The sequence below is a fragment of the Rhizobium sp. K33 genome, from assembly GCF_056501445.1.
Genome location: NZ_CP096478.1, coordinates 2,812,618 through 2,838,918, shown reverse-complemented (window position 1 = coordinate 2,838,918; position 26,301 = coordinate 2,812,618). Strand labels below are relative to the sequence as shown.

The window sequence follows — 26,301 nt, the reverse complement described above, 5'->3', positions numbered from 1 at the left end:
ATGATTATCGACGCCGCCGCCAAGTCGCTGCGCAACCTGTTTGCCCCGGAGACGCGCACCGTCTTCTGGAAGACGCTGGGCCTGACGATCCTGGTTCTGATCGGCTTGTGGTTCGGTCTGCGCGAAAGCTTCATCGCCTTCATCATGCCGCTGCTGCAGGGCTTCATCCCGGAACTGCCGGACTGGGCCGGCTGGTTGACCTTCATCTTCGGGATCCTCGCCAGCATCGGGCTTGCGCTGGGTCTGGCGCTCCTCCTGTCGCCCGTCACGGCAATCATCGCAGGTCTCTTCCTCGATGATGTCGCCGAAGTGGTGGAGAAGCGGGATTATCCGCATGATCCGCCGGGCAAGGCCATGCCGATGGGCGAGGCGATCGTCGCCTCGATCAAGTTCTTCGGTGTCGTGATCGTCGGCAACCTGATTGCGCTGATGCTGCTGTTCATCCCCGGCATCAACATCATCGCCTTCTTCCTGGTGAACGGTTACCTGCTGGGTCGCGAATTCTTCGAATTCGCCGCCATGCGCTTCAGGAGCGCGGAAGAGGCGAAGCTGCTGCGCTCGCGCCATTCCGGCACCGTGTTCATGGCGGGTCTCGTCATAGCCCTCTTCCTCGCCGTACCGATCGTCAACCTGCTGACGCCGCTCTTTGCAGCCGGCCTGATGGTGCACTTGCACAAGGCACTGACGGCGCGGGATCGTGTGCCGAAAATGCCGAGCTGATCGACGGTCTCATTCCTCGCTCGCGTTGAAGATCTGCGGTGGCAGTTCGACGAGCGGCGCGGGGATGTCGCAAGTCTTTTCCGGCGACTTGCAGATATCGGCGATCACGCAGCGTTCGCATTCGGGACGCCTTGCCTTGCAGCAGTAGCGTCCGTGCAGGATCAGCCAGTGGTGGGCGTGGAAGAGATACTGCTCCGGAATGATCCGCATCAGGATGTCCTCAATCTCATCAGGCGTCTTGCCGGGTGCGAGCTTGATGCGGTTGCCGATCCTCAGGATATGCGTGTCGACGGCCATCGTGGGGATGCCGAAGGCCATGGACATCACGACATTGGCGGTCTTTCTCCCGACGCCGGGCAGCGTCACCAGTTCCTCGCGGGTTCGGGGCACTTCGCTGCCGAAGTCATCGACAAGCTTCTGGGAAAGGGCGATGACGTTCTTCGCCTTGTTGCGGTAGAGCCCGATCGTCTTGATGTAATCGCGGACCTTCTCTTCTCCGAGCGCCAGCATCTTTTCCGGCGTGTCGGCCACCTTGAAGAGGGCGCGCGTGGCCTTATTTACCCCCGCATCGGTTGCCTGGGCAGAGAGCGCCACGGCGACGACCAGCGTGAACGGATTGACATGTTCCAGCTCGCCCTTGGGCTCCGGTCTCTGGATTGAGAAGCGGCGGAACATCTCTTCCAGTTCGGCTTTGGAATAAGCCGTGCGACGGCGTGTCGCCGGCTTGCGACGGGTCCCCGGATTTGACTTTTTCAAAGTTTGGGTGCTGGATTTGGGCTTCGCTTCAGTCATGGAAAACCTATAGTCGGGCGCGGTGATGGAAGGCAATCTCGAGCAGGCGGCAGACCAGCCGATTTTCGCAGCGGAACTGACGCCTTACCGGTCGCTTGGCCGCAAGGGCTATCGCATTCTCTTCGCCATCACCGGGACCGTCTGCTTTATCCATGCGATCTTCTTCATGGCAACCGGGGCCTGGCCGATCGGGCTGTTTTTCGGCCTCGACTTTCTCCTGCTCTACGGTGCCTTCTGGCTGAACTACCGCGCTGCACGGGCACGGGAAGAGGTGACCGTTTCGCGCACCAGCCTCTCCATCCGGAAATTCACGCCGGCCGGCCGGATGACCGAGCACAGGTTCAAGACACTCTGGGCGCGCTTCTTCGTGCAGCGGCATGAGGAATTCGGCATCACCGCCATGGGCGTTGCCGGCGAGGGTCGGCAGACGGATGTCGGCTCCTTCCTCAATCCCGACGACCGCGAAAGTTTCGCCAAGGCCTTCAAAGGCGCCCTCGCCACGGCGAAGCAGCGGATCTGACCTCTCTCATGGCAGGCAAGAAACGGGTGGTATCCGGCCTCGTGTCGTGGTGAAGTCCTGACGAAATGAGGATTTCGCCATGACGCTCGCCCAACAGATCGATCTTTCGCGCACTACGGATATCACGCCCGACGGCTCCGACTACGAGACCGTGCGGCAGGTGATCGAGATGCTGACGCTCGACTATCAGAGCCAGCCGTCGCTGGAGCTGATCGCCGAGCGGCTCGGCCAGTCGCCGACACAGTTGCAGAAGACCTTTACGCGATGGGCAGGGCTCTCGCCAAAAGCCTTTCTGCAGGCTGTCACGCTCGATCACGCCAAGCGGTTGCTCGGGCGAGAGGAGTTGCCGCTGCTGGAGACGTCGCTCGAGCTCGGACTGTCCGGGCCGGGGCGCCTGCATGACCTCTTCGTGACCCATGAGGCGATGAGCCCGGGGGAATGGAAGGCACGCGGGGCGGGCCTGACCATCCGCTACGGCTATCACCCGTCGCCTTTCGGTCTGGCGCTGGTCATGATCACCGACCGCGGACTGGCGGGGCTCGCCTTCGCTGATCCGGGTGGGGAGATTGCGTGTTTCGAGGACATGACGCAGCGTTGGCCGAACGCGCTTTATGTGGAGGATGTCGAGGCCACCGCGCCCTATGCGGCGCGTGTGTTTCATCCCGAGCGCTGGTCGGCGGACGAGCCACTGCGGGTCGTGCTGATCGGCTCGGATTTCCAGATCCGGGTCTGGGAGAGCCTGCTCGCCATCCCGCTCGGCCGCGCCGTGACCTATTCCGATATCGCCTGCAAGATCGGCCAGCCCACCGCCAGCCGCGCCGTGGGAGCAGCCGTCGGCCGCAACCCGATCTCCTTCGTGGTGCCCTGCCACCGGGCGCTCGGGAAAAGCGGGGCGCTGACGGGCTATCACTGGGGGCTGACGCGCAAGCGGGCCATGCTGGGCTGGGAAGCGGGGAAGGCCTGAGGGGGGCTGAGCTGTGCCGGCCCTAGCGCCTTTTGCGGGTTGCCTCAATCCGCAGAATGTTTTCCGGAGTGTCCTTCTCGTTCCGCTGCCACGGGAATTCATCTTTATCTGAGGAACGGAGCAAAGCCGTCACCGTTTCATCACAGCTTAGAACCTCATACCCCGCACGGGCGGCAAGAGCGCGCAGTGTTCCTTCGGAGAAATCGCAGACATGGGCTAGGTGAAAGTACGACTTCAGGTCGTTCTTATAAGTACCTTTGGCCACCATGTTGATGCCAGGCACTTCGATGAAGAGATAATCCTGCGACGACATCAGTGATTTAATCTGCCTCAGTGAGGCTAATGGATCATGCGTGTGCTCGAGGACATGCGACAGGATGAACAAGCGTGGCCCATCAGGCAAGTGACTAGGAAATTCCGCTACCTCAAGGTTGAGCCCGAGTTTCTCCGTACCGTAGCGCACCGCCTCTACGTCCAAGTCGCATCCCTGCACGCTGCGGCAATGAGGCCTGAATTGCTCCAGAATACCTCCGGATGAACAACCCAATTCGATGACTGCCAGACTGGACAGATGTTCTGCCGCTGGCGTGTTCTTCAGGAAAGTTATGAAGCGGTTGCCCTTCTCGCGCTGTTCGTTCACGAGCGCGGCATGGTCGACATCCATTTTTTTCGTATAAAGTCGTCGGTAGTGGTCCCGGTAGAAAACGTTCAGGAAGTCCTTCTTCACCGCGGGGCTCGTCTGGACTAGGCCGCAACGATTGCAAATTTGCTTATCGAGATCGAAACCATAGCGATCACCCTCACAGATGAGTGTGAATTCAGTTCCGTCACACAGGACGCATGGCCTACTATCAAGGCCATATCCGAGGTAAAGCTTCCTGACAGTGTTGATGCTCTTCGAGCGGCTGCTGGTCAGGCGCCTGAGGAAAGCGAAGGTTTTGCCGTATCGGAAGTTGCGGAGAAGGCGCTGAGCCAAGATGTTTACCCCATGGCAGTGACGATGCATCCTCCTAATCGGGAGATCTGCTGCCGTCAAACACCGTTCATTCCGCCAGCCCCAACAACTCCCGCGCTGCCGCTTCATCCGTAATCAGCGTATTACACCCGATCCGCCTGATCGTCGCGCGGATGGCTCTCGCGCGGTGTGCACCGCCGGAGGAGAGCACGATGTGTTTCGCCTTCTTCAGCGTGTCGAGATCAACCGACATCACCCGCTCGTTGATCGGGTGTGCGACGGAGCGGCCGTCTTTGTCGAGGAAGTTGAACATGGTGTCGCAGACGCAGCCTGCGTCGACCAGTTCAGTCAGCGTCTGGTGGCTGATGAAGCCTTCCGAGAGCGAGGTGGAATGCGGGCCAATATCGCCGCAGGAGACGATGGCGAGATCGAGGTTTTCGGCAAGGTCGTAGATCGCCTTGAGGCCGCAGTCTTCGATCAGCGCGCGTTTTGTCGCGACACTGTCAACGAGAAGCGGGGCCAAGAACATGTAGCATTCGGCGCCGAGCTGGCTTGCCAGCCGCCAGGTATAGTCGATCGGATTGGTCTGGCGGACCTCGACGATGCCGCCGAGCAGGGAGACGACCTTGCAGTTTTCGCGGTTCGGCGGCCGGAAACCGGCGAGCGAGGCCGTCATGGTGCGGCCCCAGCCGACGCCGATCGTCATGTCATTGGTGATAACTTCGGTCAGAAATTGGCCGAGCGCCAGCCCCACCGCCTTGGCAATTGCGGCAGCATCCCGGGTATCCGGTGAGGGCACAACCACGGCTTCGTCCAGGCCATAGGCTTTTTCCAGGCGCAGCGCGAGATCGACGCAATCGGCAACGCCGTCGCTGATCCAGATCTGCACCTCGGCGCGCTTGCGCGCTTCTTCCAGCATGCGGATTACGGTCGACCGGCTGATGCCGAGCCTGTCCGCCACATCCTTCTGCGTCAGGCCCTCGTTGTAATAGAGCCAGGCGGCGCGGATGCGGAGCGCGCCAGCGTCCGAATGGCTTGAATGGGTGTCGCGTCGGAGCTTTGCCAAGTTTCTTCTCAATTTCGGAACTTCCATCCAGCACTATCGGTTTGGTTGGTACTTATGTCAATTTCAAAGGACAAATGTCTTGACTTCGCCATGATCAGACGGTGATAGTCCGGGCTACAAGGCCGGTGGTCCGCCAGCGGTCGCAACCCCTTTTCGCGCAGCCGAAGGATGACCTGATGACCTCGAAACTCGAACAGCTTCGTTCCATGACGACCGTGGTCGCCGACACCGGCGACATCGATGCCGTCCGCCGCCTGAAGCCGGTCGATTGCACCACCAATCCGTCGATCGTTCTGAAGGCGCTCGGCACCGATGCTTTCCAGGAAGCCTTCCAGGAGGCGATCAGCTGGGGCAAGGCCAAGGGCGGTCAGGACGATGCCGTGATCGGTGCGATCGCCGACCGCATGGCGATTTCCGTCGGTGCCGCGCTTGCCGAGCTCGTCCCCGGCCGTGTATCGACCGAAGTCGATGCCGATCTCTCCTTCGACACCAAGGCATCGGTCGAGAAGGCGCACCAGATCATCGCCGGCTACAAGGAGCGCGGCATCGAGAAGGATCGCATCCTGATCAAGCTCGCCTCGACCTGGGAAGGCATTCGCGCCGCCGAAATCCTGCAGAAGGAAGGCATCGACTGCAATCTGACGCTGCTCTTTTCCAAGGCCCAGGCAATCGCTTGCGCCGAGGCCAAAGTCTTCCTCATCTCGCCGTTCGTCGGCCGCATCCTCGACTGGTACAAGAAGTCCACCGGCCAGGACTATACCGCCGAGACCGATCCGGGCGTGGTCTCGGTCCGCTCGATCTACAATTACTACAAGGCGAACGGCATCGGCACGATCGTCATGGGTGCCTCCTTCCGCAATGCCGGTGAAATCGAAGCGCTGGCCGGTTGCGACCGACTGACGATCAGCCCGCAGCTGCTCGACGAGTTGAATGCAGATCAAGGCACGCTTGCCCGCGCGCTTTCGCCCGACACTGTGAAGGCTGAGCCGCATGTCTCGCTCGACGAGAAGGCCTTCCGCTGGGCGATGAACCAGGACGCCATGGCGACCGAAAAGCTCGCTGAGGGCATTCGCGGATTCGCCAAGGATATGGACACCCTGCGCGGCCAGATCGCCAAGGCGCTTGCTGCCTGATCAGGCAACCGATCCGTCAGATCCGAGTTCGGAGATGGCCGTGGCGCAAGCTGCGGCCATTTCTTATTGTCGATCGATGGATCAGGACCGGAAGGGAGATCGGATATGGCGATCATTGCGGGTGGCTGCGCTTGCGGCAAGGTGCGGTTCGAGGCGGAAGGACAGCCCGACCGCGTCGGCATCTGCCATTGCCTCGACTGCCGCAAGTATCACGGCGCGCTGTTCTTCGCCGCGGCGATCTATCCGGCAGCGCAGGTCCGGGTTTCCGGTGAGCCTCAGATGTATGACGGCCGCTGTTTCTGTTCTACATGCGGCTCGCGCGTCTTCAACCGCAGCGGGGCCGAACTCGAGCTTCATCTCGGCGCCCTAGACGACATCAACGTGTTACAACCGACATACGAACTCTGGACCATTCGGCGGGAGAGCTGGCTTCCCGCATTTCCGGTTGAGGAACGGTACGAGCGGGATCGGCCGGGAGAGGGGCGAGAGGAGGCATAAAGCTGGTCTCTGCCAATGCACTGCGTCCGATCAATTGCTTGTGTTGGCTGAATAATCGACCATAGGCTGTAAAAGCGCTGCCTTAAGCATTGACGAAAGGTTAATTTCTGATTCATATCGCAGCCATGACGCGTATGCGAATCTGCTCTTGGTTCGCAGCGTAAGGTTCGGGTCAGCCGACCAGGGTCATTGTCATGGTGGGGAGGCAGGGCTCGAACCTGCTGCATGAAGCGCTCTCCGCTTTCAGGCTCTAATCCAGCCATGTTTCACTGAAATTGCGTCCGCAATTGTCTGTTGTCGCTCGCTCTTCTGCGCGTGCCCGGCAGGCGTCTTGAAGGTTTCGCGTGATTCGAAAGGAGATGCGAGCCTGTCGCTGGTCGCAATGCTTTTTCGATCCATTGGTTTTTAGGGCAGGCGTTGATGGCTACGATCATTCCTTCGATGAGCATCAATCAGATCAGGACGCTGGCAACGTCGACGATTGCGTCGTTCACCAGCGAAGATGTGGGTGCGCTGAGCTCGGCTCAGATCGCCGCCCTGTCATCGAAGCAGATTTCCGCCTTTCAGACCGATGATTTCGATGGCTTTTCATCCAGCCAGCTGCGGGCCGTCTCGGCCGCAGCGGTGCGTGGCCTCACCATCGATCAGCTTGCCGTCATCGACAGTGCCAAGATGATCGGGCTGGATAGCCGTCAGCTTGGTGCGCTGTCCTCTCTTCAGATCGCAGCGCTTTCCGCAGACCAGTTCGATGCCCTGTCAACATCGCAATTGAGCGCCCTGACAAGCCTGGCGCTCGCCGGCCTTGGAACGGACGATATCGCGACGCTCACCTCCGCCGAGCTGGCAGCGCTGTCCACCCGTGCGCTGGCAGGCCTCTCCTCCGCCAACTTTGCAGCCTTCACCAGCAGCCAGCTCTCCGGCCTGACTTTGGCGCAGATCGCCTCTCTCTCCACCGCTGTCATCGCCAATCTCAGCACCAGCCAGATCGACGGCCTCTCCGCGCTGCAACTCTCGGGCCTGACGTCGCGACAGATCTCCGTGCTTGCCGCCGACAAACTTGCATCCCTGGGAACCGATCAGATCACTGGACTGAGGAGCGGTGCCGTTGCTGCTCTCTCTTCCACGCAGGTTGCCGCCCTGTCGACGGGGCAAGTGGACGCTCTGACGAGTGTCCAGCTGGCAGCGTTGACGTCCACCGCGATCAAGGGGCTCGGTACTGAAGATATCGACGTGCTCTCGGCCGATGATGTTGCTGCCATCGCGACACGGGCGCTGACTGGGCTTTCGCTTGATGTCTTCGGCTCGCTGACATCCGCCCAGCTCACCGCGCTCAGTTCCGGCAAGCTCGCTGCGCTCACCACGGCGCAGATCGCTTCTTTGACCTCCGAGCAGGTCGACGGCTTTACCTCTGCTCAACTTGCAGGTCTGTCTGGCGCTCAGGTGAACGCCCTGAGCTCTGGCACCTTGCTGTCGCTCAGCACCGAGCAGATCAGCGGTCTTTCGACCCGCGTGATCGCCACGCTCGGCTCAGCCACCATCGCGGCGCTCGACAGTGCGCAGGTCGCGGCGCTCTCGACCTTGCAGATTGCCGCCTTGTCTTCGACGGGCGTGGCCGGGCTCGGGACGGACGATCTGGCAAATTTCTCCTCGACCGAATTCGCGGCCCTGAACACGCGCGCCCTTCAGGCGCTGTCGACCGCGCAGATCGCGACCCTGCTTTCCACGCAGCTGGCGGCTCTCTCTTCCGGCCAGGTGGCCGGCCTGACGACGGCGCAGATCGCAGCGCTTACCAGCGCCCAGATTGACGGCCTCACCACGGCCCAGGTGGCAGCACTCACGTCGGCTCAGATCGTCGCCCTGGGCAGCGTCAACATCACAACGCTGTCCACCCCACAGATCGCGGCCTTGAGCAGCCGGACTGTCGGTGCTCTCACCAGCGCCCAGCTCGATGCAATGTCCAGCGATCAGATCGAGGCGCTGACATCGACACAGATTGCGGCACTCTCCTCCAGTGACCTTGCAGCACTCTCCTCGGGCGACCTCTCCACCTTCTCCACATCCGAGTTCGCGGCCATCAGCCCTGCCGCCGTGCCCGGGATTTCATCGGCTGTCATCGGCAACCTGTCGACTGCGCTGATCGGGGCGATGAGCACCCGCGCCGTGGCCGCGCTGAATTCCGCGCAGGTGGGGGCCATGACGTCGGCGCAGATCGCGGCGCTGTCGAGCGCACAGATTGCGGCGCTTTCCTCGACCTCGGTCGCCGCACTCGGCTCGGATGATCTCTCGACCTTCGATTCCGCCGATATAGCCGCGCTGAATGCCCGGTCTCTCGCCGGTCTCTCCACCAGCGCCTTCGCCAGCCTGACCTCAGGTCAGCTGGTTGCGCTCAGCTCGGCCCAGATAGTCGCACTTTCAACCGCCATCATCGGCACTCTGAACAGCACCCAGCTGAGTGCCTTGACGACGGGCCAAATTGCCACGCTCTCGTCGAGTCAGGTGGCTGCACTTTCGACTGCGGCACTCGCTCTGCTCGATAGCGCGCAGATCGGGGCCATCAGCACAAGGTCTATTGGCGCGCTGACATCCCAGCAGGTTTCCGCCTTGAACACGGCGACCTTCGATGCCTTGACGACCGAGCAGCTCAGCGCCCTGAGTTCGTCGGCGATCCGCGCCCTGACGACCGGCGCCATCAGCACATTGACCTCGTCCGAGATTGCCGCTCTGCCCTCTCGCGTGATTGCAGCGCTCTCCACCAGTAGCATCGCGTCCTTCACTTCCGAGCAGATCTCGAGCCTTACGGGCACTCAGGCCGCGGCGCTGACGACGGCACAAATCGACAGTCTCACCAGCGCGCAGATCGATTTCCTCTCGACGGCCGCCGTTGCCGGGCTCACCAGCACCCAGCTTCGGTCGCTGACGTCGGAGCAATTCGGCTCTCTGTCCACAGCGCAGATGCAATCGCTGAGCACGCGCGCCATTGGAGACCTTGGCAGTACCCTGTGGTCCGCCATCGGCAGCGCCGAATTTGCGGCTCTTTCCACCGCGCAGCTTTCGGCGCTGGGCAGCGCGCCTTTGGCTAGCGCCCAGCTCGATACGCTTTCCTCGTCGGAACTCGGCGTGTTGAGCACGCGCACCATCGCCTCCATCGCCCCGTCCTCCTTCGCGACCCTCGACACGGCCCAACTCGCCGGTCTCACCTCCGCCCAGGCGGCCGCGCTGACAACGGCACAGATCGGCGGCCTGAGCAGCGAACAATTCGACGGTCTGACGACGGCCGCCATCGGTGCCTTCAGCAGTACTCAACTGCGGGCGCTTTCGACGGATACATTCGCCTCTCTCTCCACCAGCCAGGTGGCGGCGATCAACAGCCGTGCCTTCGCAGGCCTCAGCTCCACTCAGATCCAGGCCCTGTCTTCCGAGCAGATCGGGTCTCTGACGACAGCCTTGCTGGCGCTGCTGTCCAGTGCGGCCGTGGCCGGACTGACGACCGAAGATATCGATGTTCTCGACCCGAGCGACATCGCTGCCATCAATGCGCGCGCGATCGCCGGATTGTCGACGGCAAACATTGCCGCTCTCGACAGCGCCCAGCTCGCCGCCATGACCTCGGCGCAGGTGAGCGCTCTGACAACGGCACAGGTGCGGGCGCTGACATCCAGCCAGGTCGCAGGCCTCTCCAGTGGTCAGTTTGCCGCTCTGTCCTCGACACAGATTCGCACCCTATCCACCGACAGCATCGTCGCCTTGAACACGGATCAGGTCGCAGCGCTCAACTCGCGGGTCATCGGTGCGCTCTCGACCGAGCAGCTTGTCGCCATGACCACGGCACAGATCGAGGCCCTGACCCCAGCACAGGTTGCCGCCCTCGGCTCGGCTGCGATCCGCGCCCTGGAGAGTGCGGATCTGCAGCTCTTCTCCACTGCTGACATCGCGGCCATCGGTACCGGGGCAATTGCCGGACTGTCGACGGATGACATCGGTGATCTCAGCACCTCCCAGCTTCTCGCCCTGACGACGCCGCAGGTCCAGGCCATGAACGACCACCAGCTCGCGGCTGTGCTCGCGGCCTACCAGGAGATCTGATCCCCGGGGTTGCCAGGCTGCGCCTCAGGGGCGTCTTGGTCGGGCGAAGGGGTCGATCAGGATCTCCGGCTCGTATCTCGGATTGCGGATGTCATCGGGTGGGGCAAAGCCGGGTTCTTCGAGCAGGAAGCGGCCATCCACCCAGCCTGAGATGCGGGGGAGATCAACGGTCGCGACGCGGCACCAGTAGCCGCCCCGGCTGTCCTTGCAGGAGAGCCGCTCGATCGGCGTTCCCTCTTCGAGCGCATGAATGATGCGGAAAGTCGGCCCGGCGCCGGAATAGACCGGGAGGCGTTGGCCCGGGGGCAGGCCGCGGACGTGCCAGAGATAGCTGTCCAGCATCAAGCCGCCGCCGTCGATGTCCGGGGCAGGGATCACCTGAGGCTCTTGTGCCATCGATGAGGTGGCAAGAAGCGTGGCCGCGAACAGAACGACCGCCATCGCCGTGACGGTCTTCTGGTGCCTGTATCCGGTCTCGTTCAGCTCGCCGCGCATGTCGCTCTCCTGATTCCGCCCGATGATACGGAGGAGAGCGCCGCGGTGCCACCGGTTTGGTCGGTCAGGGTAAACGCGCCGTCGAAGGGCAGGATTCCTTATCGGATATCCCACCCTTCGCGCCCCGCAGGCCCCGCGAAGTCAGTGCGCGATCATCACGTGGCGGACGGCGGTGTAGTCTTCCAGCGCGTAGAGCGACATGTCTTTGCCATAGCCGGACTGCTTCATGCCGCCATGGGGCATCTCGTTGCAGAGCATGAAATGCGTGTTGATCCAGGTGCAGCCGTAACGCAGCTTGGCGGCGGTCTGCATGGCGCGGGAGATGTCCTTGGTCCAGACGGAGGAGGCAAGGCCGTAGTCGCTGTCATTGGCCCAGGCGACGGCCTGTTCGGCTTCCGTGAAGCGGGTGACGGAAACGACCGGACCGAAGACTTCGCGGCGGACGATCTCGTCGTCCTGCGTTGCGCCGGCAATGACGGTCGGCGTGTAGAAGAAGCCCTTGTCGGAGCCGAGCTTGCCGCCGGTCACGACTTCCATGTGCTTGTGTTCGGCAGCGCGCGTCACGAAGCTTTCGACGCGGTCGCGCTGGCGCTTGGAGATCAGCGGGCCGATCTCGTTTTCGGCGTCGTCGGCCTGGTTGAACTTGATGGTCGACACGGCGCTTGCGAGATCGGCGACGAAGCGGTCGTAGATCTTGTCGCTTGCGTAGATGCGGCAGGCGGCGGTGCAGTCCTGGCCGGCATTGTAATAGCCGAAGGTGCGGATCGCCGAGACAACAGCGTCGATATCGGCATCGTCATGCACGATGACCGGGGCCTTGCCGCCGAGTTCGAGATGCGTGCGCTTCACGGTTTTGGCCGCTGCGGTCAGCACCTTTTTGCCGGTTGCGATATCGCCTGTAATCGAGACCATCGCGATTTTCGGGTGGTTGATCAGCGCATTTCCGACGCTTTCGCCGCGGCCGAGCACGACATTGACGACGCCCTCCGGCAGGATGTCGGCCATGACCTTGGCGAGCTTGAGTGCCGTCAGTGGCGTCTGCTCGGACGGCTTGAAGACGACGGTGTTGCCGCCGGCGAGCGCCGGTGCGAGCTTCCAGGCCATCATCATCAGCGGATAGTTCCAGGGGGCGATCGAGCCGATGACGCCAACAGCATCGCGGCGGATCATCGAGGTGAAGCCGGGCAGATATTCGCCTGAGACCGGGGCCTGCAGCGTGCGGATCGCGCCGGCGAAGAAGCGGTAGCAGTCGACGATCGCCGGGATTTCATCGTTCAAGACGGCGTTGATCGGCTTGCCGCAGTTGAGGCTTTCAAGGGCTGCGAAAGCGGTGGCATCCTTTTCGATCGCGTCGGCGATCGCCAGCAGATAGCCGGCGCGCTGGCCGGGCGTGGTCTGCGACCAGGAGACGAAGGCGCCTTCGGCAGCGTCGACGGCCGCTTCGACCTGGGCGAGCGAGGCTTCCGGGAGATCGACGATGAGTTCGCCGGTTTTGGGGTTCAGGATCTTTTCGTCCGTCTCTGTGCCGGCTTCGAACTTGGCGCCGATCAGCATCTGGGTGTCCATGTCGTTCTCCCTTTTATCAGACTTCAATTGCGAGACCGGCGGCCGCGGCCGCACGGATTCGGTGGTTCATCATTTGCCGCTGCCTGCGATCTGGTCGGTATCGCGGGTCAGATAGTAGGCTGCCAGGATCGGCAGGAACGTGACGATCACGACAACCATCGCGACCACGTTGGTGACCGGGCGCTGGCGTGGGCGGATCAGTTCTTCGAGCATCCAGATCGGCAGTGTCGATTGCTGGCCGGCGGTAAACGTGGTGACGATGACCTCGTCGAAGGACAGCGCAAAGGCGAGCATGCCGCCGGCGAGAAGCGCTGTCGCGATGTTCGGCAGGATCACATGGCGGAAGGTCTGGAAGCCGTCTGCACCGAGGTCCATCGAGGCCTCGATCAGCGAGCCGGAGGTGCGACGGAAGCGGGCGACGGCGTTGTTGTAGACAACGACGACGCAGAAGGTGGCGTGGCCGAGGATGATCGTCCAGAAGGAGAAGGGGATATCCGCCAGCGAAAAGGCCGAGCGCAAGGCGATACCGGTGATGATGCCGGGAAGCGCGATCGGCAGGATCACGAGCAGCGAAATGACTTCGCGGCCGAAGAACTTGGTGCGGGCAACGGCTGCGGCGGCAAGCGTGCCGAGCACCAGCGCAATCACGGTGGCGATGCTCGCAACCTTGACCGACAGCGTCAGCGCCTCCCAGATATCAGGACGGTTCCAGGCGACGGCAAACCATTTCGTGGTGAAGCCCGGCGGTGGCCACTGGAAGCTCTTTTCCTCCGTCGTGAAGGCATAGACGAAGATCAAGAGGATCGGCAGATGCAGGAAGGCGAGGCCGGCGCCGGCGGCGATCTTGAGCGAAAGGCCTGCGGATTGGGAGCGGTCAGAGCGCATCGAAGGCCCCCATGCGTTTGGCGATGGTCAGATAAATGCCCATGATGACGATCGGCACCACCGAGAAGGCAGCGGCAAGCGGGATGTTGCCGGCGGTGCCTTGTTGGGCATAGACGGCCTGGCCGATGAACAGGCGCGAGGTGCCGACGATCTGCGGGATGATGTAATCGCCCATGGTCAGCGAGAAGGTGAAGATCGAGCCCGCGACGATGCCGGGCAGCGCCAGCGGAAAGAGCACATGCCGGAATGTCTGGCGGCTGTCGGCGCCGAGATCGCCCGAGGCTTCGATCAGGTTGCCGGGCACGCGTTCCAGGGCTGCCTGGATCGGCAGGATCATGAAGGGCAGCCAGACATAGACGAAGACGATGAAGGTACCGAGATAGCTGATCGACAGGGAATTGCCACCGATCACTGGGATCGCAAGGATCCCATCGAGCAGCCAGGTCAGATGCAGCTTCTCGAAGATCCAGGTCAGGATGCCTTCCTTGGCGAGGATCAGCTTCCAGGCATAGACCTTCACTAGATAGCTCGACCAGAGCGGAAGCATGATGCCGAGATAGAAGACGGCCTTCCAGCGGCCCTTGGCATAACGTGCGGCGTAGTAGGCGATCGGGAACGCGATGACGGCGGAGGCCAGTGTGACGGCAGCCGACATCAGCAGCGTGCGCAGGATGATGTCGAAATTGGCCGGGCGCAGCAGTTCGCCATAGGTCGCGAGCGTGAATTCGTAATTGATCAGGCCGGAGAATTCGTCGATCGAGAAGAAGCTCTGCAGGAGCAGCGCCACCAGAGAGCCGACATAGATGATCCCAAGCCAGAGCAGGGGCGGCACCAGCATCAGGACCAGCAGCAGGTTGGGCCGCCGCCAGAACAGATCCGAGAGCCGCCCCATCAGGCCCTGACGGCCAGGGGTAATCGCGGGTGCGGAGATCGCCGTCATGCGGCCTCCTCCATATAGTGCAGGTCGGAGGCCGACCAGGCGATGCGGATGCTTTCGCCGGCTTGAGGCGCAGCCTGGCCTGCGGGGAGCGAGAGCGTGAGAGCGGTCACTGCCGTCTCGACGAAGAGCTTGGTCGAAGCGCCGAGGAAGCTGGTCGAGCGAACCGTCGCCTCGACACCGCCTTCCGATACCATGCGGATGGCTTCGGGACGCAGGCTCGTCCAGCGGGCCTCACCGCCGAGCGCCTTCATCGCTTCGGGTGCAATCACATTCGAGGAGCCGACGAAATCGGCGACGAAGCGGGTGCGGGGGCGGTTGTAGATTTCGTGCGGTGTTCCGGCCTGGACAATCTTGCCGTCGTTGAAGACGGCGACACGGTCGGCCATGGAGAGAGCCTCGCCCTGGTCGTGGGTGACGAAGACGAAGGTGATGCCGAGCGAGCGCTGCAGGCTCTTCAACTCCTCCTGCATCTGTTCACGCAGCTTCAAGTCCAGTGCGCCGAGCGGCTCGTCCAGCAGCAGCACCTTGGGCTTGTTGACTAGCGCACGAGCCAGCGCCACGCGCTGCCGCTGGCCGCCGGAGAGCTGACCGGGCTTGCGGGCGCCGTAGCCGGGGAGCTTCACCATCTCCAGCGCCTTCTCGGCCTCGCGGTGGCGCTCGGCCTTGGCGACGCCCTTGACCATCAGGCCATAGGCGACGTTGTCGAGGATGTTTAGGTGCGGGAAGAGGGCATAGTCCTGGAAGACCGTGTTGACGTTGCGACGATAGGGCGGCACGCCCTCGGCGGTTTCGCCGAAGATCTCGATGTGGCCGGCCGTCGGCTGCTCGAAGCCGGCGATCAGGCGCAGGCAGGTCGTCTTGCCGGAGCCGGAGGGGCCGAGCATGGCGAAGAATTCGCCGGGCTCGACCGTCAGGTCGACGCTGTCTACGGCTTTCACGCTGCCGAAATGGCGCGAGACCTTCGAGAAGGAGACGGCTGCGGTCATCAAGGACTCCAGAATTGTTTTGTAGCCCCTCATCCGCCTGCCGGCACCTTCTCCCCGCAAGCGGGGAGAAGGGCGCGCTTCCGCCGGCCTCGCAGAGCGTCGGCTGGCAGCAGTCAGAGCGGTGGTTTCGGGGCAAGTCCCCTCTCCCCGTTTACGGGGAGAGGGTTAGGGTGAGGGGCAAGTGCCCCGATGACAAGATCAACGTCCGCCGATCACGCCGATATAGTCGGAGACCCAGCGGTGGTAGGGGACGCATTCGCCCTGGCTTTCGCACTTGGAGACGGGGGTCTTCCAGAACTTGATCTTGTCGAAGTTCTCGTAGCCGTTGGTCTTGCAGCCTTCGTCGCCGAGCAGCGCATTGCCCTTGCAGGCGGCGGGAACAGAGGGAACTGTGCCGAACCAGGCGGAGACGTCACCCTGGACCTTGGGCGAGAGCGAATGTTCCATCCACATATAGGCGCAGTTCGGGTGTTCGCTGTCGGCATGCAGCATGGTGGTGTCTGCCCAGCCGGTGACACCTTCCTTCGGGAAAACCGAAGCGACGGGCTGGTCGGCCTTCAGGAGGTTGACCTGGAAGGGCCAGGAGCCGGAGGCGACCACGCCTTCGTTCTTGAAGTCGTCGATCTGGATGAAGGCATCGTGCCAGTAACGGCTGACGAGCTGGCGCTGGCCGCGAAGCAGATCAAGCGCTGCCTTGTACTGATCTTCGTTCAGCTCGAAGGGGTCTTTGATCCCGAGTTCCGGCTTGTGGAACATCAGGTAGTTGGCGGCGTCGGCCACGTGGATCGGGCCGTCATAGGCCTGGACGCGGCCCTTGTTGGACTTGCCGTCGGCGAGCGTCATCTCTTCGAAGACGACGTTCCAGCTGTCTGGCGCTTTGTCGCCGAAGGCCTTGGTGTTGTACATCAAGACGTTCGGGCCCCAGACATAGGGGGTGCCGTAATGGACGCCATCCTTGGTGTGCCAGGGGGCGTTTTGCAAGCGCTCGTCGATGGTGCTCCAGGAGGGGATCAGCGCGGTGTTGATCGGCTGGACGCGCTTGCCCGCGACGAGGCGGAGCGACGCATCGCCCGAGGCGGTGACGAGGTCGAAGCCGCCTTCGTTCATCAGGGCAACCATTTCATCCGAGGTGGCGGCGGTCTTCACCGAGACCATGCAGCCGGTCTTCTTCTCGAATTCGGTGACCCAGTCGAAATTCTTGTCGGTTTCGCCGCGCTCGATATAGCCGGCCCAGGCAACGATGGACAGCGCGCCTTCGCCCGGACCCAGCTCCTTCAGCGGCTCCTGGGCAACGGCGGCCGTGGTCAGACTGAGGACGGAGGCAAGGACAGTGCAAGACTTCAGAAGAGATTTCATCGCGAGGTCTCCCGGTTGTGAGGCCGCTTTGCGTGCCCCTTATTGTTCCCGGAGAAAAAGTTGCCGCGATTTTACCGCATTCGCAAATTCATTCGTCAGAATGGCGGTATCGGTTTTTCCGATGGGGCGCGTGTGGCTTTGTATTCTTCAAGCCCCTCATCCCCCTGCCGGGACCTTCTCCCCGCGGGCGGGGAGAAGGGGCAAGGCGCGCCCGCACCGGCCTTCTCCCCGCCCGCGGGGAGAAGGTGGCGGCAGCCGGATGAGGGGCGATCACTACAGTTTACCTCACCCGCCCACTGCGGCTCGCCTCGGCGATCCCCACGAAATCCCGTGCCGACTGCGGCAGGCTCGAGCCCTTGCGCCAAACCATGCCGACCTGCACCACCGGCAGGGCGCCGGACACGTCGCGGCTTTCGATGCGGTCGCCTTCCAGCGACCAGGGGCGGTAGACGAGGTCTGGGAGCAGCGCCACGCCGGCGCCGGTCGCAACCAGACTGCGGACCGCTTCGACCGAGCGGGTGCGGAAGGCGACATGCGGGCGGGCGCCCAGCGCCGACAGGAGCTTGCCGGTGTTCTCCTCGATTTCGTCAACCGTCAGCATGATCAGCGGTTCCTTGGTGATATCGGCAATCGAGATGATATCGGCCGAGACCAGCGGATGGCCAATGGGCAGCCAGAGGCGATAGGGCGAGGTTTCCAGGATCTCGGCCTGCAGCGCCATGCGGTCGCGCAGGTTGGAGATGACCATGACGGCGACATCGAGTTCACCGCCGATCAGGAGATGTTCGAGATAGGAGCCATTGTCCTCGATCGCCGAGACCTCGACACCCGGGCAGGCGCGGCGATAGCGGGCGAGGAGGTCCGACAGCACGTAGCCGGCAACGAGCGAGGTGACGCCGATATTGAGGGTGCCGCCGGTGCTGTTCTGAGTCTCGGTGAAGACGTTGCGGGCGTCCGACACGTCAGCGAGGATCTTCGTTGCGTGGCGCAGGAACTGGTGGCCGTTATAGGTGATGGTCAGGCCGCGCGGATGGCGCTCGAAGAGTTCGACGCCAAGATCGCCCTCCAGTTCCTTGATTGCCTCGGTCACCGAGGACTGGGAGATCGAGAGGTTCTGGGCCGCACGCGTGACCGATCCCTGCTCGGCGACGGCGACGAAATACTGCAATTGGCGGAGGGTGAAGGCCATGGCTCTTTCAAGCATGCCGCCCGGTTCGAGGCAAGGCGGGCTCGATCTCGTGCGAGTGGTTGTCAGGTTGCAGGGCAGCTGTGCAAAACTGCACTAGGCAAGGCGCAGTCACGGTGTAGGATCAGACCGCCCGCGCCGTTGCTTCGTCCACGGATCCCTCCTCGTGCAAAGTTCCCTTCGCCCCATGAAATCGACGCCGCTCGGCTATCTCTTCACCTTCACCGCCTTTTCCGTCTTTGCCATACAGGACGGCCTTTCCAAGCATCTCGGCGAGACCCATTCGCCGGTGCAAGTCGCCATGGTGCGCTATTGGGCCTTCGTCGCTTTCGCGCTGTTCCTCGCGATGCGCTCCAGCGGTGGCCTTCGCGTGGCGGTCAACACGAAGCGACCGTTCCTGCAGATCCTCCGCGGGCTGATCCTCTTCTCGCAGATCCTGATCTCGATCGTCGCCTTCACGCAGGTGGGGCTTGCCCAGAGCCAGGCGATCTTTGCGGCCGGGCCGATCTTCGTCGCGCTCCTGTCCATGCCGATCCTCGGCGAGACGGTGGGCTGGCGGCGCTGGACGGCCATTCTCTTTGGCCTCGTCGGCGTGGTGATCATGCTGTCGCCCAGCAGCGACGGGTTCAATTCCTATATCTGGCTGCCGCTGATCTGCGCGGTGCTCGGCGCGATCTATGGCATCGCCACCCGCCTCGTCAGCCGCGACGACCAGCCATCGACCAGCTTCTTCTATCTCGCAATCGTCGGCTTCATCGGCTCGAACCTGCTCGGGCCCTTCTTCTGGACGCCCTTCACGCCGGCGGGATGGGCTCTGATGATCGGGCTTTGCTGCACCGGCATCATCGGCCACCTGTCGCTGATCAAGGCCTATGAAAACCTCGACGCGGTGATCGTCCAGCCGATCTCCTACTGGCAGCTGGTGCTGGGTGCGATGATCGCGGTGACTGTCTTCGGCGAGGTGCTGCGCTGGAACACGGTTGTCGGCGCCGTCATCGTCGTGGGCGCCGGGCTCTTCACCGTGTGGCGGGAATGGGTGGTGTCACGACGCGCACGGCGGGCCGAGGAAGTCGGCCGCGTCTAGGCGCTCGCTTCCGTCTTTCGATTTCGCACCTGGCCGATCAGGAAAGCCACGACGAAGATGGCGCTCATGATCAAGACGATCGTCGGCGCGGGCGCACTGTCGATGAAGAAACTCAAATAAATGCCTGCAAGCGAGGACGTGACGGCGACGATGACGGCCGTGAGGAGCATCGTCGCATAGCGCTTGGTCAGCAGGAAGGCGATCGCGCCGGGGGCGACGAGCATCGCGACCGAGAGGATGATGCCCACGGCCTTCAAGGCGCCGACGACCACCAGCGAGAGCACGGCCAGCTGACCGTAATGCAGCAGGCGCACGGAGAGGCCGATCGCCTGGGCATGCTGCGGATCGAAGGCGTGGGCCAGGAGATCCTTGCGCAAGAGGACGAGGAAGGCCGTGGCGAAGAGCGCGATCAGGCCCGTCTCGATCAGGTCCGACGGCAGGATGCCCAGCATGTCGCCGAAAAGGATGTGGTCGAGATGCACGGAGCTTTCGACCTGCACATACAGCACGAGCCCCAAGCCGAACATGCCGGAAAAGACGATGCCGAGCACCGTGTCTTCTTTGATGCGGCTGTTCTCCTTGATGAAGCCGGTCAGAAGCGCGCAGAAGAGGCCGGCGACGAAGGCACCGATGGCAAGCGGAATGCCAGCGATATAGGCAATGACGACGCCCGGCAGCACGGCATGGGAGACGGCGTCTCCCATCAGTGACCAGCCTTTCAGCACCAGCAGGCAGGAGAGGAGCGCCATCGGCACCGCGATCATCAGTGTAACGATGAAGGCCGTCTGCATGAAGGGCAGCTGAAAGGGGAGGAGGGCGAGTTCGAGGGTTTCGCTCATGCGGGGCGCTCCTCGGGCAGGCGATGTGGTTCTGCCGCGGCTGCCTGGGGCAGGGGCTGCAGTGCTTCACGCGCACGGCTGCGCGCGGCGAGCATGCCGTGCTTCGGGGCGAAGAGGAAGGCTGCTAGGAAGATCAGCGTCTGCAGGACAACGATGATGCCGCCGGTGGCGCCATCGAGGAAATAGCTCGCATAGGCGCCGACGAAGCTGGTGCCGGCACCGATGCCGAGCGCCATCAGGATCAGCCGCTGGAACCGGTCGGTCAGAAGGTAGGCGGTGGCACCGGGAGTGACCACCATGGCGATGACGAGGAAGGCGCCGACGGTTTGCATGGCGGCGACGGTCGAGGCAGCAAGCAAAGTGAAGAAGATCACCTTGAGGCGCTCCGGCTTCAGGCCGATCGAGCGGGCGTGGTTCTCGTCGAAGAAGGTCACCATCAGGTCCTTCCACTTCACCGTCAGCACGAGAAGGCTGACGCCGCCGATCAGGACGAGCTGCAGCGTGTCGGCAGGAGAGATCGCGAGGATATTGCCGAGCACGATGGTCTTGATGTCGATCGACACGGGCGAGATCGACACCATGAACAGGCCGAGGCCGAAGAAGGAGGTGAAGATCAGCCCGATGATCGCGTCTTCCTTCAGCTTGGTGCGCTGGTTCAGGAAGAGGATGGCGAGAGCTGCCATCCCGCCGGAGAGAAAGGCGCCGAAGGCGAAGGGCAGGCCCAACATATAGGCGCCGGCGACGCCGGGCACGATGGCATGGGAGAGCGCATCGCCGATCAGCGACCAGCCTTTCAGCATCAGATAGGCGGAGAGGAAGCCGCAGACGCCACCGACCAGCGCAGACACCAGAATGGCGTTGCGCATGTAGTCATAGGTGAAGGGCTCAGCCAGGATCACGAGCATCAGCGGCTCCCGGTTTCGGCTGGCCGTAGATGACGAAGGGACGTTCGTCGTCTGTGATAACGGTGACTTCGCGGCCGTCATCGTCGTCGTGTAGGTCGCGGCCTGCGAGCACAAAGTGGCGCAGTGCGCCGCCAAAGGCGGTCTTGAGGTTGTCTTCGGTAAAGGTGTCCTCGGTCTTGCCGGAGGCAATCACCGTTCCCTTGACGAAGATGGTGCGGTCGCAGAAATCCGGCACGCTGCCGAGATTGTGGGTGGAAACCAGCATCACACGGCCTTCAGCGCGCAGGTCCTTCATCAATCCGATGATCTGTTCCTCGGTGGTGACATCGACGCCGGTGAAGGGTTCGTCGAGCAGGATGACCTGTCCCTCCTGGGCGAGCGCGCGGGCCAGGAAGACGCGCTTGCGCTGGCCGCCGGAGAGTTCGCCGATCTGCCGCTTGCGGTAGTCGGACATGCCGACTCGGGCGAGTGCCTCCTCGACCATCTGGTGGTCTCGCTTCGAGGGAATGCGCAGGAAGCTCATATGGCCGTATCGGCCCATCATGACGACATCCTCGACGAGAACGGGGAAGTTCCAGTCGACCTCTTCCGCCTGGGGGACGTAAGCGACGAGGTTCTGTCGCAGGGCTTCGCGGACACTCATGCCGAGCACGCGGATTTCGCCTGAGGCAACCGGCACGAAGCCCATGATCGCCTTGAAGAGGGTGGACTTGCCGGCGCCGTTGACGCCGACAAGGGCGGTGATCGTTCCGGGCGGGATCGCAAAGCTTGCATGGCGCAAGGCCGTGTGGCCGTTGCGATAGGTGACCGTCACATCCTCAGCGGCGATCCCTTCGCGACTGCGTCTTCCGCCCGATCCCATGATCATCCGGCAAATCCCTTCACGATGGTCGAGACCGTCACCTTCAGGAGATCCAGATAGGTCGGGACCGGACCGTCAGGCTCACTCAGCGAATCCACGTAAAGGATGCCGCCATAACGGGCGCCGGTTTCCGCCGCGACCTGCTGGGCCGGCTTGTCGGAGACGGTGCTCTCGGAGAATACGACGGGGATCTTGTTTTCGATCACCTGGTCGACGACAGCCTTCACCTGTTGCGGCGTGCCCTGGCTGTCGGCATTGATCGGCCACAGATAGAGCTCCTGCATTCCGAGATCGCGGGCGAGGTAGGAGAAGGCGCCTTCGCTCGTCACCAGGAAGCGCTCGTTTTCCGGGATCTTGGCGATCTCCGCCTTCATCGGCTCGATCTCGGCGCTGATTTGCTGCGAATAGGTCCGCGCATTGGCTTCGTAGATCGCGGCATTGGCCGGATCGATGTCCGTCAACGCCTTGCGGATGTTCTCGACATAGATCAGCGCGTTTTCCGGTGACATCCAGGCATGCGGGTTCGGCTTGCCGTCATAAGCGCCGCCGGCAATGCCAATCGGCTCGACACCGTCGCTGACGGTAACAGTCGGGACATCGCCGAGATTGGCGAGGAATTTCTCGAACCAGGCTTCGAGGTTCAGGCCGTTGCGCAGGACGAGATCGGCATCGCGGGCTTTGAGAATATCGCGCGGTGTCGGCTGGTAGCCGTGGATCTCAGCGCCGGGCTTGGTGATGCTTTCAACAGTTGCGGCATCGCCTGCAACATTCTGCGCGATATCGGCAATCACGGTGAAGGTGGTGACGACCTTCGGCTTGTCATCGGCAAAGGCTGCTCCCGGCACGAGGAGCGCCAGGGCAAACAGACGGCACGCAAGCTTTACCATGGTCCATTCCTGTTCTTGCAAGTCATTCGCATTAAAATCTATAGCGCTTCGCGTCGTTGTCAATGCTCTTGCAAATCATTCGCAAAAACTCTGGGAGCGACTGCTGTCCCGATTTGAAAAGGCGGGGTTAAAGGTTCCGCAAGGAGAGGGGGGTATGGTCGCCTTCAGTATTGCGTAAACAGTCGGGACGGTGTCATGGCGGAGTTCCAAGCGTGAAGGTGCCCAAGATCCACCTTTCACGAAAGCTCATGCTGATTTTGGGCGGGGTGCTCGTCACTCTCGGCGGCACGGGTGCCGCTGCCGTCTATATCGGCGCCGACAAGCTTCTCGGGCCCTCCTATGCCGAGCTGAACGGCCTCGAATGCACCGAAGTCAAGACGGTCGAGATCCAGAAGAAGGACCGCTTCTGGGTGCGCAAGTTCATCACGACAAACGAACCCGGCGACGGGCTGACGCGCGTCAAGACGGCGCTGCGGGTCGCCAAGGCATCGCAGGAAACCAAGAAGGCCGACCTCGTGCAGGTGGTCGTGCTCGATGCCAACGGGCCGAAGGATCGCGCGGGCATGCGCGGACGTGCGGTTGGCGCCGATGTCATCTATGTGCCGGATCCGAGCCATGTGCCGGAAGAGGTTTCCGCGCGGGTGCTGACGGCGCGGTATGTCGATGGATCGGCGGCGCCGAATGGCGAGTTCTTCGGCGAGCGCGTGGACATGCTCGAAGACGACATCCAGGCACTCGTTGCACGGCTCAACGACCAGACCGACTGCGTGAAACCCGAGGTGCTGGTGCCGGAAGGCGACGGCCATGGGGAGAAGGCCGGTGGCCATGGCGATGCCGGCCATGGGGCGGCGGATGCGCATGGCGAGAAGAGCGCCGACGGACATGGCGAAGCGGCCGGACATGGCGAAGCCGATGGTCACGGAGATGCGGGTGGGCACGGCGAGGCTGAGGGCCATGGCGAGGCACCTGCCGGCGAGCATGGTGAGGAAACGCCCGTTGCCGAGCACGGCGCGGAAGAAAGCAAGGGCTGGATGGCCTCGCTGATGGGCATGGTCGGTCTCGGTGGAGACGAGACCCCGGCCGAGGGACATGCCGCACCGGCGGATGGCCATGCAGCACCCGCTGACGGCCATGGTGCCGTGGCCGAGGGTCACGAGGCGCCGGCCGAGGATCATGCGGAACCGGCTGCTGTCGCACATGGCAATGCCGGCCATGATGCTGAAGGCGAGCACGCGACAGCCGAACCGGCTGCTCACGGCGAAGAACCTGCTGCCGCCGCGCATGGCGAGGCCTCTGACCATGGCGAAACACCGGTGGCGCATGGCGAGGAAACACACGCGACCACCGAAGAGACGGCGCATGGCGGCGATGCCGGTGCCCATGAGCAGAGTGCGGACGCCGTTGCCGGACATGAGGCCGCTCCAGAAGAAACGCCCGCAGCGGACGAGGGCTGGTTCAGCTCGCTGAAGTCGATGGTGGGTCTCGGCGGCTCGGAAGAGGACGCGCCGGTCGAGGAGAAGGCCGCGAAGGCCGAAGAAGGCCACGGCGCTGACGGTGCTGCGAGTGCCGATCATGGCGCCGCATGGCTGGAAAAGATGCGCGCCCAGCCGATCACGCCCGACACCGCCTCGCCGTCAGCGGCCAAGCCGGAAGAGCATGGTGCGGCCAAGGATGCGCATGAACCGGCTGCAGAGGATCATGCCGCCAAGCCCAGCGACGATCACGCGGCCGGCGGTCACGACATGCCTGCCGAAGACGAAGCCATCCTGCCGCCAAAGGCAACGGCCACGGGCGACGAGCATGCCGAGGCGGGGCACTGACACCAACCGCTGCTGCGCGTTGGCCTGAGTGCTCATGCTAGGCGCGGAGGCCCCTCGGACCATCAATTGATCAAACGAAAAAGCCCCGGCTTGTGACCGGGGCTTTTGTCTTTTCCGGGATGATCCGGCTTAGTCGGTCTTGTTGCGGCGGGCCGGGAAGAGGATGACGTCGCGGATCGACGGGGCGTTGGTCAAGAGCATGATCAGACGGTCGACGCCGATGCCGAGGCCACCCGCGGGCGGCATGCCCTGGTCGATCGCGTCAAGGAACTCGTCGTCGAGCTGCTTGTCCTTTTCACCGCGCGAATGGGCCTGTTCGAGCTGCTCGACCATGCGCTTGCGCTGCTCTTCCGGGTCGTTCAACTCGGAGAAGGCGTTGCCGACTTCCCAGGCGTTGCAATAGGTCTCGAAGCGCTCAACGAGGCGCGGCTCGCCCGGCACTTCCTTGGCGAAGGGCGAGATGTCCTTCGGGAAATGGGTGACATGCGACGGCTGGATCAGCGTGCCCTCGACCTTTTCCTCGAAGATGAAGGCGAGGCATTCGCCCCAGGTCCAGTCCTTCTCGACTTCGAAGCCGGCGACCTTGGCGGCGGCGCGGGCTTCCTCGTCGGTCTTGATCGCCAGGAAATCGATGCCGGTCGCTTCCTTGACGGCGTCCGGCATCGGCACGCGCTTGAAGGGCCCCTTGAAGGAGAGCGTCTTGTCGCCATAGGTGACGTCGCTCGAACCGTGGATCGCGACGGCCAACGTCTCGAACATGCGCTCGACGAGGCCCATGATGTCCTCATAGTCGGCATAGGCCCAGTAGCATTCCATCATGGTGAATTCGGGGTTGTGGCGGGTCGACACACCTTCGTTGCGGAAGTTGCGGTTGACCTCGAATACCTTGTCGGACAGGCCCGACACCAGCGTGCGCTTCAAGAACAGTTCCGGCGCGATGCGCAGATACATGTCCATCTTCAGCGTGTTGTGGTGGGTCTTGAAAGGTTCGGCAGTGGCGCCGCCATAGACCGTCTGCAGCATCGGCGTCTCGACCTCGAGGAAGCCTTCTCCTTCCATGAACCGGCGGATGCCGGAGACGATCTTCGAGCGCTGCTGGAAGCGGAGCTTCGACTCTTCGTTCGTCAGGATGTCGAGATGGCGCTTGCGATAGCGCAGCTCGATGTCGGCCAGACCGTGATACTTCTCCGGCATGGGCAGAAGCGTCTTGGTCAGCATGGTGATTTCATGGGCGTTGATCGTCAGCTCGCCACGCTTGGTGCGGCGGACCTGGCCCTTGACGCCGATGATGTCGCCGAGGTCGATCATCGGCAGAAGCGCGCGGGCCTCTTCCGGGGTCGTGTCCTTGTGGGAGAAGATCTGGATCTTGCCCGAGGCGTCATGTATGTCCATGAACATGCCCGAATTGCGCGAGGAATAGACGCGGCCGGCGACCGTGACGATGTCTTCAGACGTTTCGTCCAGCTCAAGACCTGCGTATTTCTCGGCAAATTCCGCATTGGTCATCGTGCGGTGGAAATGCGCCGGATAGACGTCGCCGACCTGTTCACGCAGCAGCGCCAGTTTCTGGCGGCGGACTTCCGTCGGGTCGGAGGAGAGGGCAGTTTCGGTGGTCTGTTCGGTCATCGTGTGAATGCCTCTTGCGGCTGTGTTCGTTTCAGTTGGCCGGTGCGGCTTGCTCGGTTAACCCTCCCCCTTGTGGGGAGGGTCGGAGCGAAGCGACGGGGAGGGGAGGCGTCTTGCTCGGGGCACATACCCC

At 62.7% G+C, this 26,301-nt stretch carries 23 protein-coding genes; 8 read left to right on the top strand and 15 right to left on the bottom strand.

Going from position 1 to position 26,301, the window contains the following annotated elements:
• The gene (locus M1E12_RS13875) at positions 1–720 is read left to right on the top strand and encodes a sulfate transporter family protein (protein ID WP_479562196.1); all 720 of its coding nucleotides are present in this window, start codon (positions 1–3) and stop codon (positions 718–720) included.
• A 9-nt stretch (positions 721–729) separates the two neighbouring features.
• Here the strand turns inward: M1E12_RS13875 and nth are convergent, their stop codons facing one another.
• Positions 730–1,512, bottom strand: a complete 783-nt coding sequence (gene nth / locus M1E12_RS13870; protein ID WP_479562195.1) for an endonuclease III — start codon at positions 1,510–1,512, stop codon at positions 730–732.
• 25 nt (positions 1,513–1,537) lie between these two features.
• Between nth and M1E12_RS13865 the strand changes: the two genes are divergently transcribed.
• Complete coding sequence (locus tag M1E12_RS13865) at positions 1,538–2,032, top strand: DUF2244 domain-containing protein (protein ID WP_479562194.1); 495 nt, start codon at positions 1,538–1,540, stop codon at positions 2,030–2,032.
• A 79-nt stretch (positions 2,033–2,111) separates the two neighbouring features.
• Positions 2,112–2,996 (top strand): methylated-DNA--[protein]-cysteine S-methyltransferase, encoded by an 885-nt coding sequence (locus M1E12_RS13860; protein ID WP_479562193.1) that lies wholly within the window; start codon positions 2,112–2,114, stop codon positions 2,994–2,996.
• Positions 2,997–3,018: 22 nt separating this feature from the next.
• On the opposite strand, the gene M1E12_RS13855 is transcribed toward M1E12_RS13860, so the two are convergent.
• Positions 3,019–3,723: a class I SAM-dependent methyltransferase gene (locus M1E12_RS13855; RefSeq protein ID WP_479562192.1), complete on the bottom strand. Its 705-nt coding sequence runs from the start codon at positions 3,721–3,723 to the stop codon at positions 3,019–3,021.
• A gap of 316 nt (positions 3,724–4,039) precedes the next feature.
• Positions 4,040–5,017 (bottom strand): sugar-binding transcriptional regulator, encoded by a 978-nt coding sequence (locus M1E12_RS13850; RefSeq protein ID WP_479562191.1) that lies wholly within the window; start codon positions 5,015–5,017, stop codon positions 4,040–4,042.
• A 176-nt stretch (positions 5,018–5,193) separates the two neighbouring features.
• Between M1E12_RS13850 and tal the strand changes: the two genes are divergently transcribed.
• The 3 genes from tal to M1E12_RS13835 all read left to right on the top strand — a co-directional run bounded on the left by tal (position 5,194) and on the right by M1E12_RS13835 (position 10,731).
• A complete protein-coding gene (gene tal, locus M1E12_RS13845) occupies positions 5,194–6,150 on the top strand; it encodes a transaldolase (protein ID WP_479562190.1) in 957 nt (318 codons plus the stop codon).
• A 105-nt stretch (positions 6,151–6,255) separates the two neighbouring features.
• The gene (locus M1E12_RS13840) at positions 6,256–6,648 is read left to right on the top strand and encodes a GFA family protein (protein WP_479562189.1); all 393 of its coding nucleotides are present in this window, start codon (positions 6,256–6,258) and stop codon (positions 6,646–6,648) included.
• A 420-nt stretch (positions 6,649–7,068) separates the two neighbouring features.
• Positions 7,069–10,731, top strand: a complete 3,663-nt coding sequence (locus M1E12_RS13835; protein WP_479562188.1) for a beta strand repeat-containing protein — start codon at positions 7,069–7,071, stop codon at positions 10,729–10,731.
• Positions 10,732–10,755: 24 nt separating this feature from the next.
• On the opposite strand, the gene M1E12_RS13830 is transcribed toward M1E12_RS13835, so the two are convergent.
• From M1E12_RS13830 to M1E12_RS13800, 7 genes are all read right to left on the bottom strand, one after another.
• Entirely contained in the window at positions 10,756–11,226 is a 471-nt protein-coding gene (locus M1E12_RS13830; protein WP_479562187.1) for an SH3 domain-containing protein, read from the bottom strand.
• A gap of 141 nt (positions 11,227–11,367) precedes the next feature.
• On the bottom strand, positions 11,368–12,792 hold the full coding sequence (locus M1E12_RS13825) for a gamma-aminobutyraldehyde dehydrogenase (protein WP_479562186.1): 1,425 nt from the start codon (positions 12,790–12,792) through the stop codon (positions 11,368–11,370).
• A gap of 69 nt (positions 12,793–12,861) precedes the next feature.
• On the bottom strand, positions 12,862–13,677 hold the full coding sequence (locus M1E12_RS13820; RefSeq protein WP_479562185.1) for an ABC transporter permease: 816 nt from the start codon (positions 13,675–13,677) through the stop codon (positions 12,862–12,864).
• Positions 13,667–14,617, bottom strand: coding sequence for an ABC transporter permease (locus M1E12_RS13815; RefSeq protein ID WP_479562184.1), 951 nt, complete (start codon positions 14,615–14,617; stop codon positions 13,667–13,669). The genes M1E12_RS13820 and M1E12_RS13815 overlap by 11 nt, the downstream gene beginning before the upstream one ends.
• Complete coding sequence (locus M1E12_RS13810; RefSeq protein ID WP_479562183.1) at positions 14,614–15,603, bottom strand: ABC transporter ATP-binding protein; 990 nt, start codon at positions 15,601–15,603, stop codon at positions 14,614–14,616. Before M1E12_RS13810 ends, M1E12_RS13815 begins: the two co-directional genes overlap by 4 nt.
• Before the next feature lie 198 nt (positions 15,604–15,801).
• Positions 15,802–16,959 carry an ABC transporter substrate-binding protein gene (locus tag M1E12_RS13805; protein ID WP_136538056.1) on the bottom strand — a complete coding sequence of 386 codons (1,158 nt, stop codon included), beginning with the start codon at positions 16,957–16,959 and terminating at the stop codon, positions 15,802–15,804.
• Positions 16,960–17,239: 280 nt separating this feature from the next.
• Positions 17,240–18,148, bottom strand: coding sequence for a LysR family transcriptional regulator (locus M1E12_RS13800; RefSeq protein ID WP_136538057.1), 909 nt, complete (start codon positions 18,146–18,148; stop codon positions 17,240–17,242).
• 184 nt (positions 18,149–18,332) lie between these two features.
• Between M1E12_RS13800 and M1E12_RS13795 the strand changes: the two genes are divergently transcribed.
• Positions 18,333–19,229: a DMT family transporter gene (locus tag M1E12_RS13795; RefSeq protein WP_113461092.1), complete on the top strand. Its 897-nt coding sequence runs from the start codon at positions 18,333–18,335 to the stop codon at positions 19,227–19,229.
• Here M1E12_RS13795 and M1E12_RS13790 read toward each other — a convergent pair.
• Genes M1E12_RS13790 through M1E12_RS13775 form a run of 4 tightly spaced genes read right to left on the bottom strand, consistent with a single transcriptional unit; the run spans position 19,226 to position 22,722 of the window.
• Positions 19,226–20,068 carry a metal ABC transporter permease gene (locus tag M1E12_RS13790; RefSeq protein ID WP_479562182.1) on the bottom strand — a complete coding sequence of 281 codons (843 nt, stop codon included), beginning with the start codon at positions 20,066–20,068 and terminating at the stop codon, positions 19,226–19,228. The genes M1E12_RS13795 and M1E12_RS13790 overlap by 4 nt on opposite strands.
• Positions 20,065–20,973, bottom strand: coding sequence for a metal ABC transporter permease (locus M1E12_RS13785; RefSeq protein ID WP_479562181.1), 909 nt, complete (start codon positions 20,971–20,973; stop codon positions 20,065–20,067). The genes M1E12_RS13790 and M1E12_RS13785 overlap by 4 nt, the downstream gene beginning before the upstream one ends.
• Positions 20,954–21,841: a manganese/iron ABC transporter ATP-binding protein gene (locus M1E12_RS13780; RefSeq protein ID WP_479562180.1), complete on the bottom strand. Its 888-nt coding sequence runs from the start codon at positions 21,839–21,841 to the stop codon at positions 20,954–20,956. Before M1E12_RS13780 ends, M1E12_RS13785 begins: the two co-directional genes overlap by 20 nt.
• A complete protein-coding gene (locus M1E12_RS13775; RefSeq protein WP_479562179.1) occupies positions 21,838–22,722 on the bottom strand; it encodes a metal ABC transporter substrate-binding protein in 885 nt (294 codons plus the stop codon). Before M1E12_RS13775 ends, M1E12_RS13780 begins: the two co-directional genes overlap by 4 nt.
• Before the next feature lie 248 nt (positions 22,723–22,970).
• On the opposite strand from M1E12_RS13775, the gene M1E12_RS13770 reads away from it, so the two are divergent.
• Entirely contained in the window at positions 22,971–24,542 is a 1,572-nt protein-coding gene (locus M1E12_RS13770; protein WP_479562178.1) for a hypothetical protein, read from the top strand.
• Positions 24,543–24,671: 129 nt separating this feature from the next.
• Here the strand turns inward: M1E12_RS13770 and lysS are convergent, their stop codons facing one another.
• Positions 24,672–26,168 carry a lysine--tRNA ligase gene (gene lysS / locus M1E12_RS13765; protein WP_479562177.1) on the bottom strand — a complete coding sequence of 499 codons (1,497 nt, stop codon included), beginning with the start codon at positions 26,166–26,168 and terminating at the stop codon, positions 24,672–24,674.
• Between the last annotated feature and the right edge of the window lie 133 nt (positions 26,169–26,301).

Bases quoted from the DNA above. Each gene is read 5' to 3' on its own strand.
- M1E12_RS13805 (WP_136538056.1), bottom strand. From the start codon at position 16,959: ATGAAATCTCTTCTGAAGTCTTGCACTGTCCTTGCCTCCGTCCTCAGT.
- tal (WP_479562190.1), top strand. From the start codon at position 5,194: ATGACCTCGAAACTCGAACAGCTTCGTTCCATGACGACCGTGGTCGCC.
- M1E12_RS13775 (WP_479562179.1), bottom strand. From the start codon at position 22,722: ATGGTAAAGCTTGCGTGCCGTCTGTTTGCCCTGGCGCTCCTCGTGCCG.
- M1E12_RS13825 (WP_479562186.1), bottom strand. From the start codon at position 12,792: ATGGACACCCAGATGCTGATCGGCGCCAAGTTCGAAGCCGGCACAGAG.
- M1E12_RS13840 (WP_479562189.1), top strand. From the start codon at position 6,256: ATGGCGATCATTGCGGGTGGCTGCGCTTGCGGCAAGGTGCGGTTCGAG.
- M1E12_RS13770 (WP_479562178.1), top strand. From the start codon at position 22,971: ATGCTGATTTTGGGCGGGGTGCTCGTCACTCTCGGCGGCACGGGTGCC.
- lysS (WP_479562177.1), bottom strand. From the start codon at position 26,168: ATGACCGAACAGACCACCGAAACTGCCCTCTCCTCCGACCCGACGGAA.
- M1E12_RS13865 (WP_479562194.1), top strand. From the start codon at position 1,538: ATGGAAGGCAATCTCGAGCAGGCGGCAGACCAGCCGATTTTCGCAGCG.
- M1E12_RS13795 (WP_113461092.1), top strand. From the start codon at position 18,333: ATGAAATCGACGCCGCTCGGCTATCTCTTCACCTTCACCGCCTTTTCC.
- M1E12_RS13860 (WP_479562193.1), top strand. From the start codon at position 2,112: ATGACGCTCGCCCAACAGATCGATCTTTCGCGCACTACGGATATCACG.
- M1E12_RS13875 (WP_479562196.1), top strand. From the start codon at position 1: ATGATTATCGACGCCGCCGCCAAGTCGCTGCGCAACCTGTTTGCCCCG.
- M1E12_RS13800 (WP_136538057.1), bottom strand. From the start codon at position 18,148: ATGGCCTTCACCCTCCGCCAATTGCAGTATTTCGTCGCCGTCGCCGAG.
- M1E12_RS13790 (WP_479562182.1), bottom strand. From the start codon at position 20,068: ATGAGCGAAACCCTCGAACTCGCCCTCCTCCCCTTTCAGCTGCCCTTC.
- M1E12_RS13815 (WP_479562184.1), bottom strand. From the start codon at position 14,617: ATGACGGCGATCTCCGCACCCGCGATTACCCCTGGCCGTCAGGGCCTG.
- M1E12_RS13820 (WP_479562185.1), bottom strand. From the start codon at position 13,677: ATGCGCTCTGACCGCTCCCAATCCGCAGGCCTTTCGCTCAAGATCGCC.
- M1E12_RS13810 (WP_479562183.1), bottom strand. From the start codon at position 15,603: ATGACCGCAGCCGTCTCCTTCTCGAAGGTCTCGCGCCATTTCGGCAGC.
- M1E12_RS13780 (WP_479562180.1), bottom strand. From the start codon at position 21,841: ATGATCATGGGATCGGGCGGAAGACGCAGTCGCGAAGGGATCGCCGCT.
- M1E12_RS13785 (WP_479562181.1), bottom strand. From the start codon at position 20,973: ATGCTCGTGATCCTGGCTGAGCCCTTCACCTATGACTACATGCGCAAC.
- nth (WP_479562195.1), bottom strand. From the start codon at position 1,512: ATGACTGAAGCGAAGCCCAAATCCAGCACCCAAACTTTGAAAAAGTCA.
- M1E12_RS13830 (WP_479562187.1), bottom strand. From the start codon at position 11,226: ATGCGCGGCGAGCTGAACGAGACCGGATACAGGCACCAGAAGACCGTC.
- M1E12_RS13835 (WP_479562188.1), top strand. From the start codon at position 7,069: ATGGCTACGATCATTCCTTCGATGAGCATCAATCAGATCAGGACGCTG.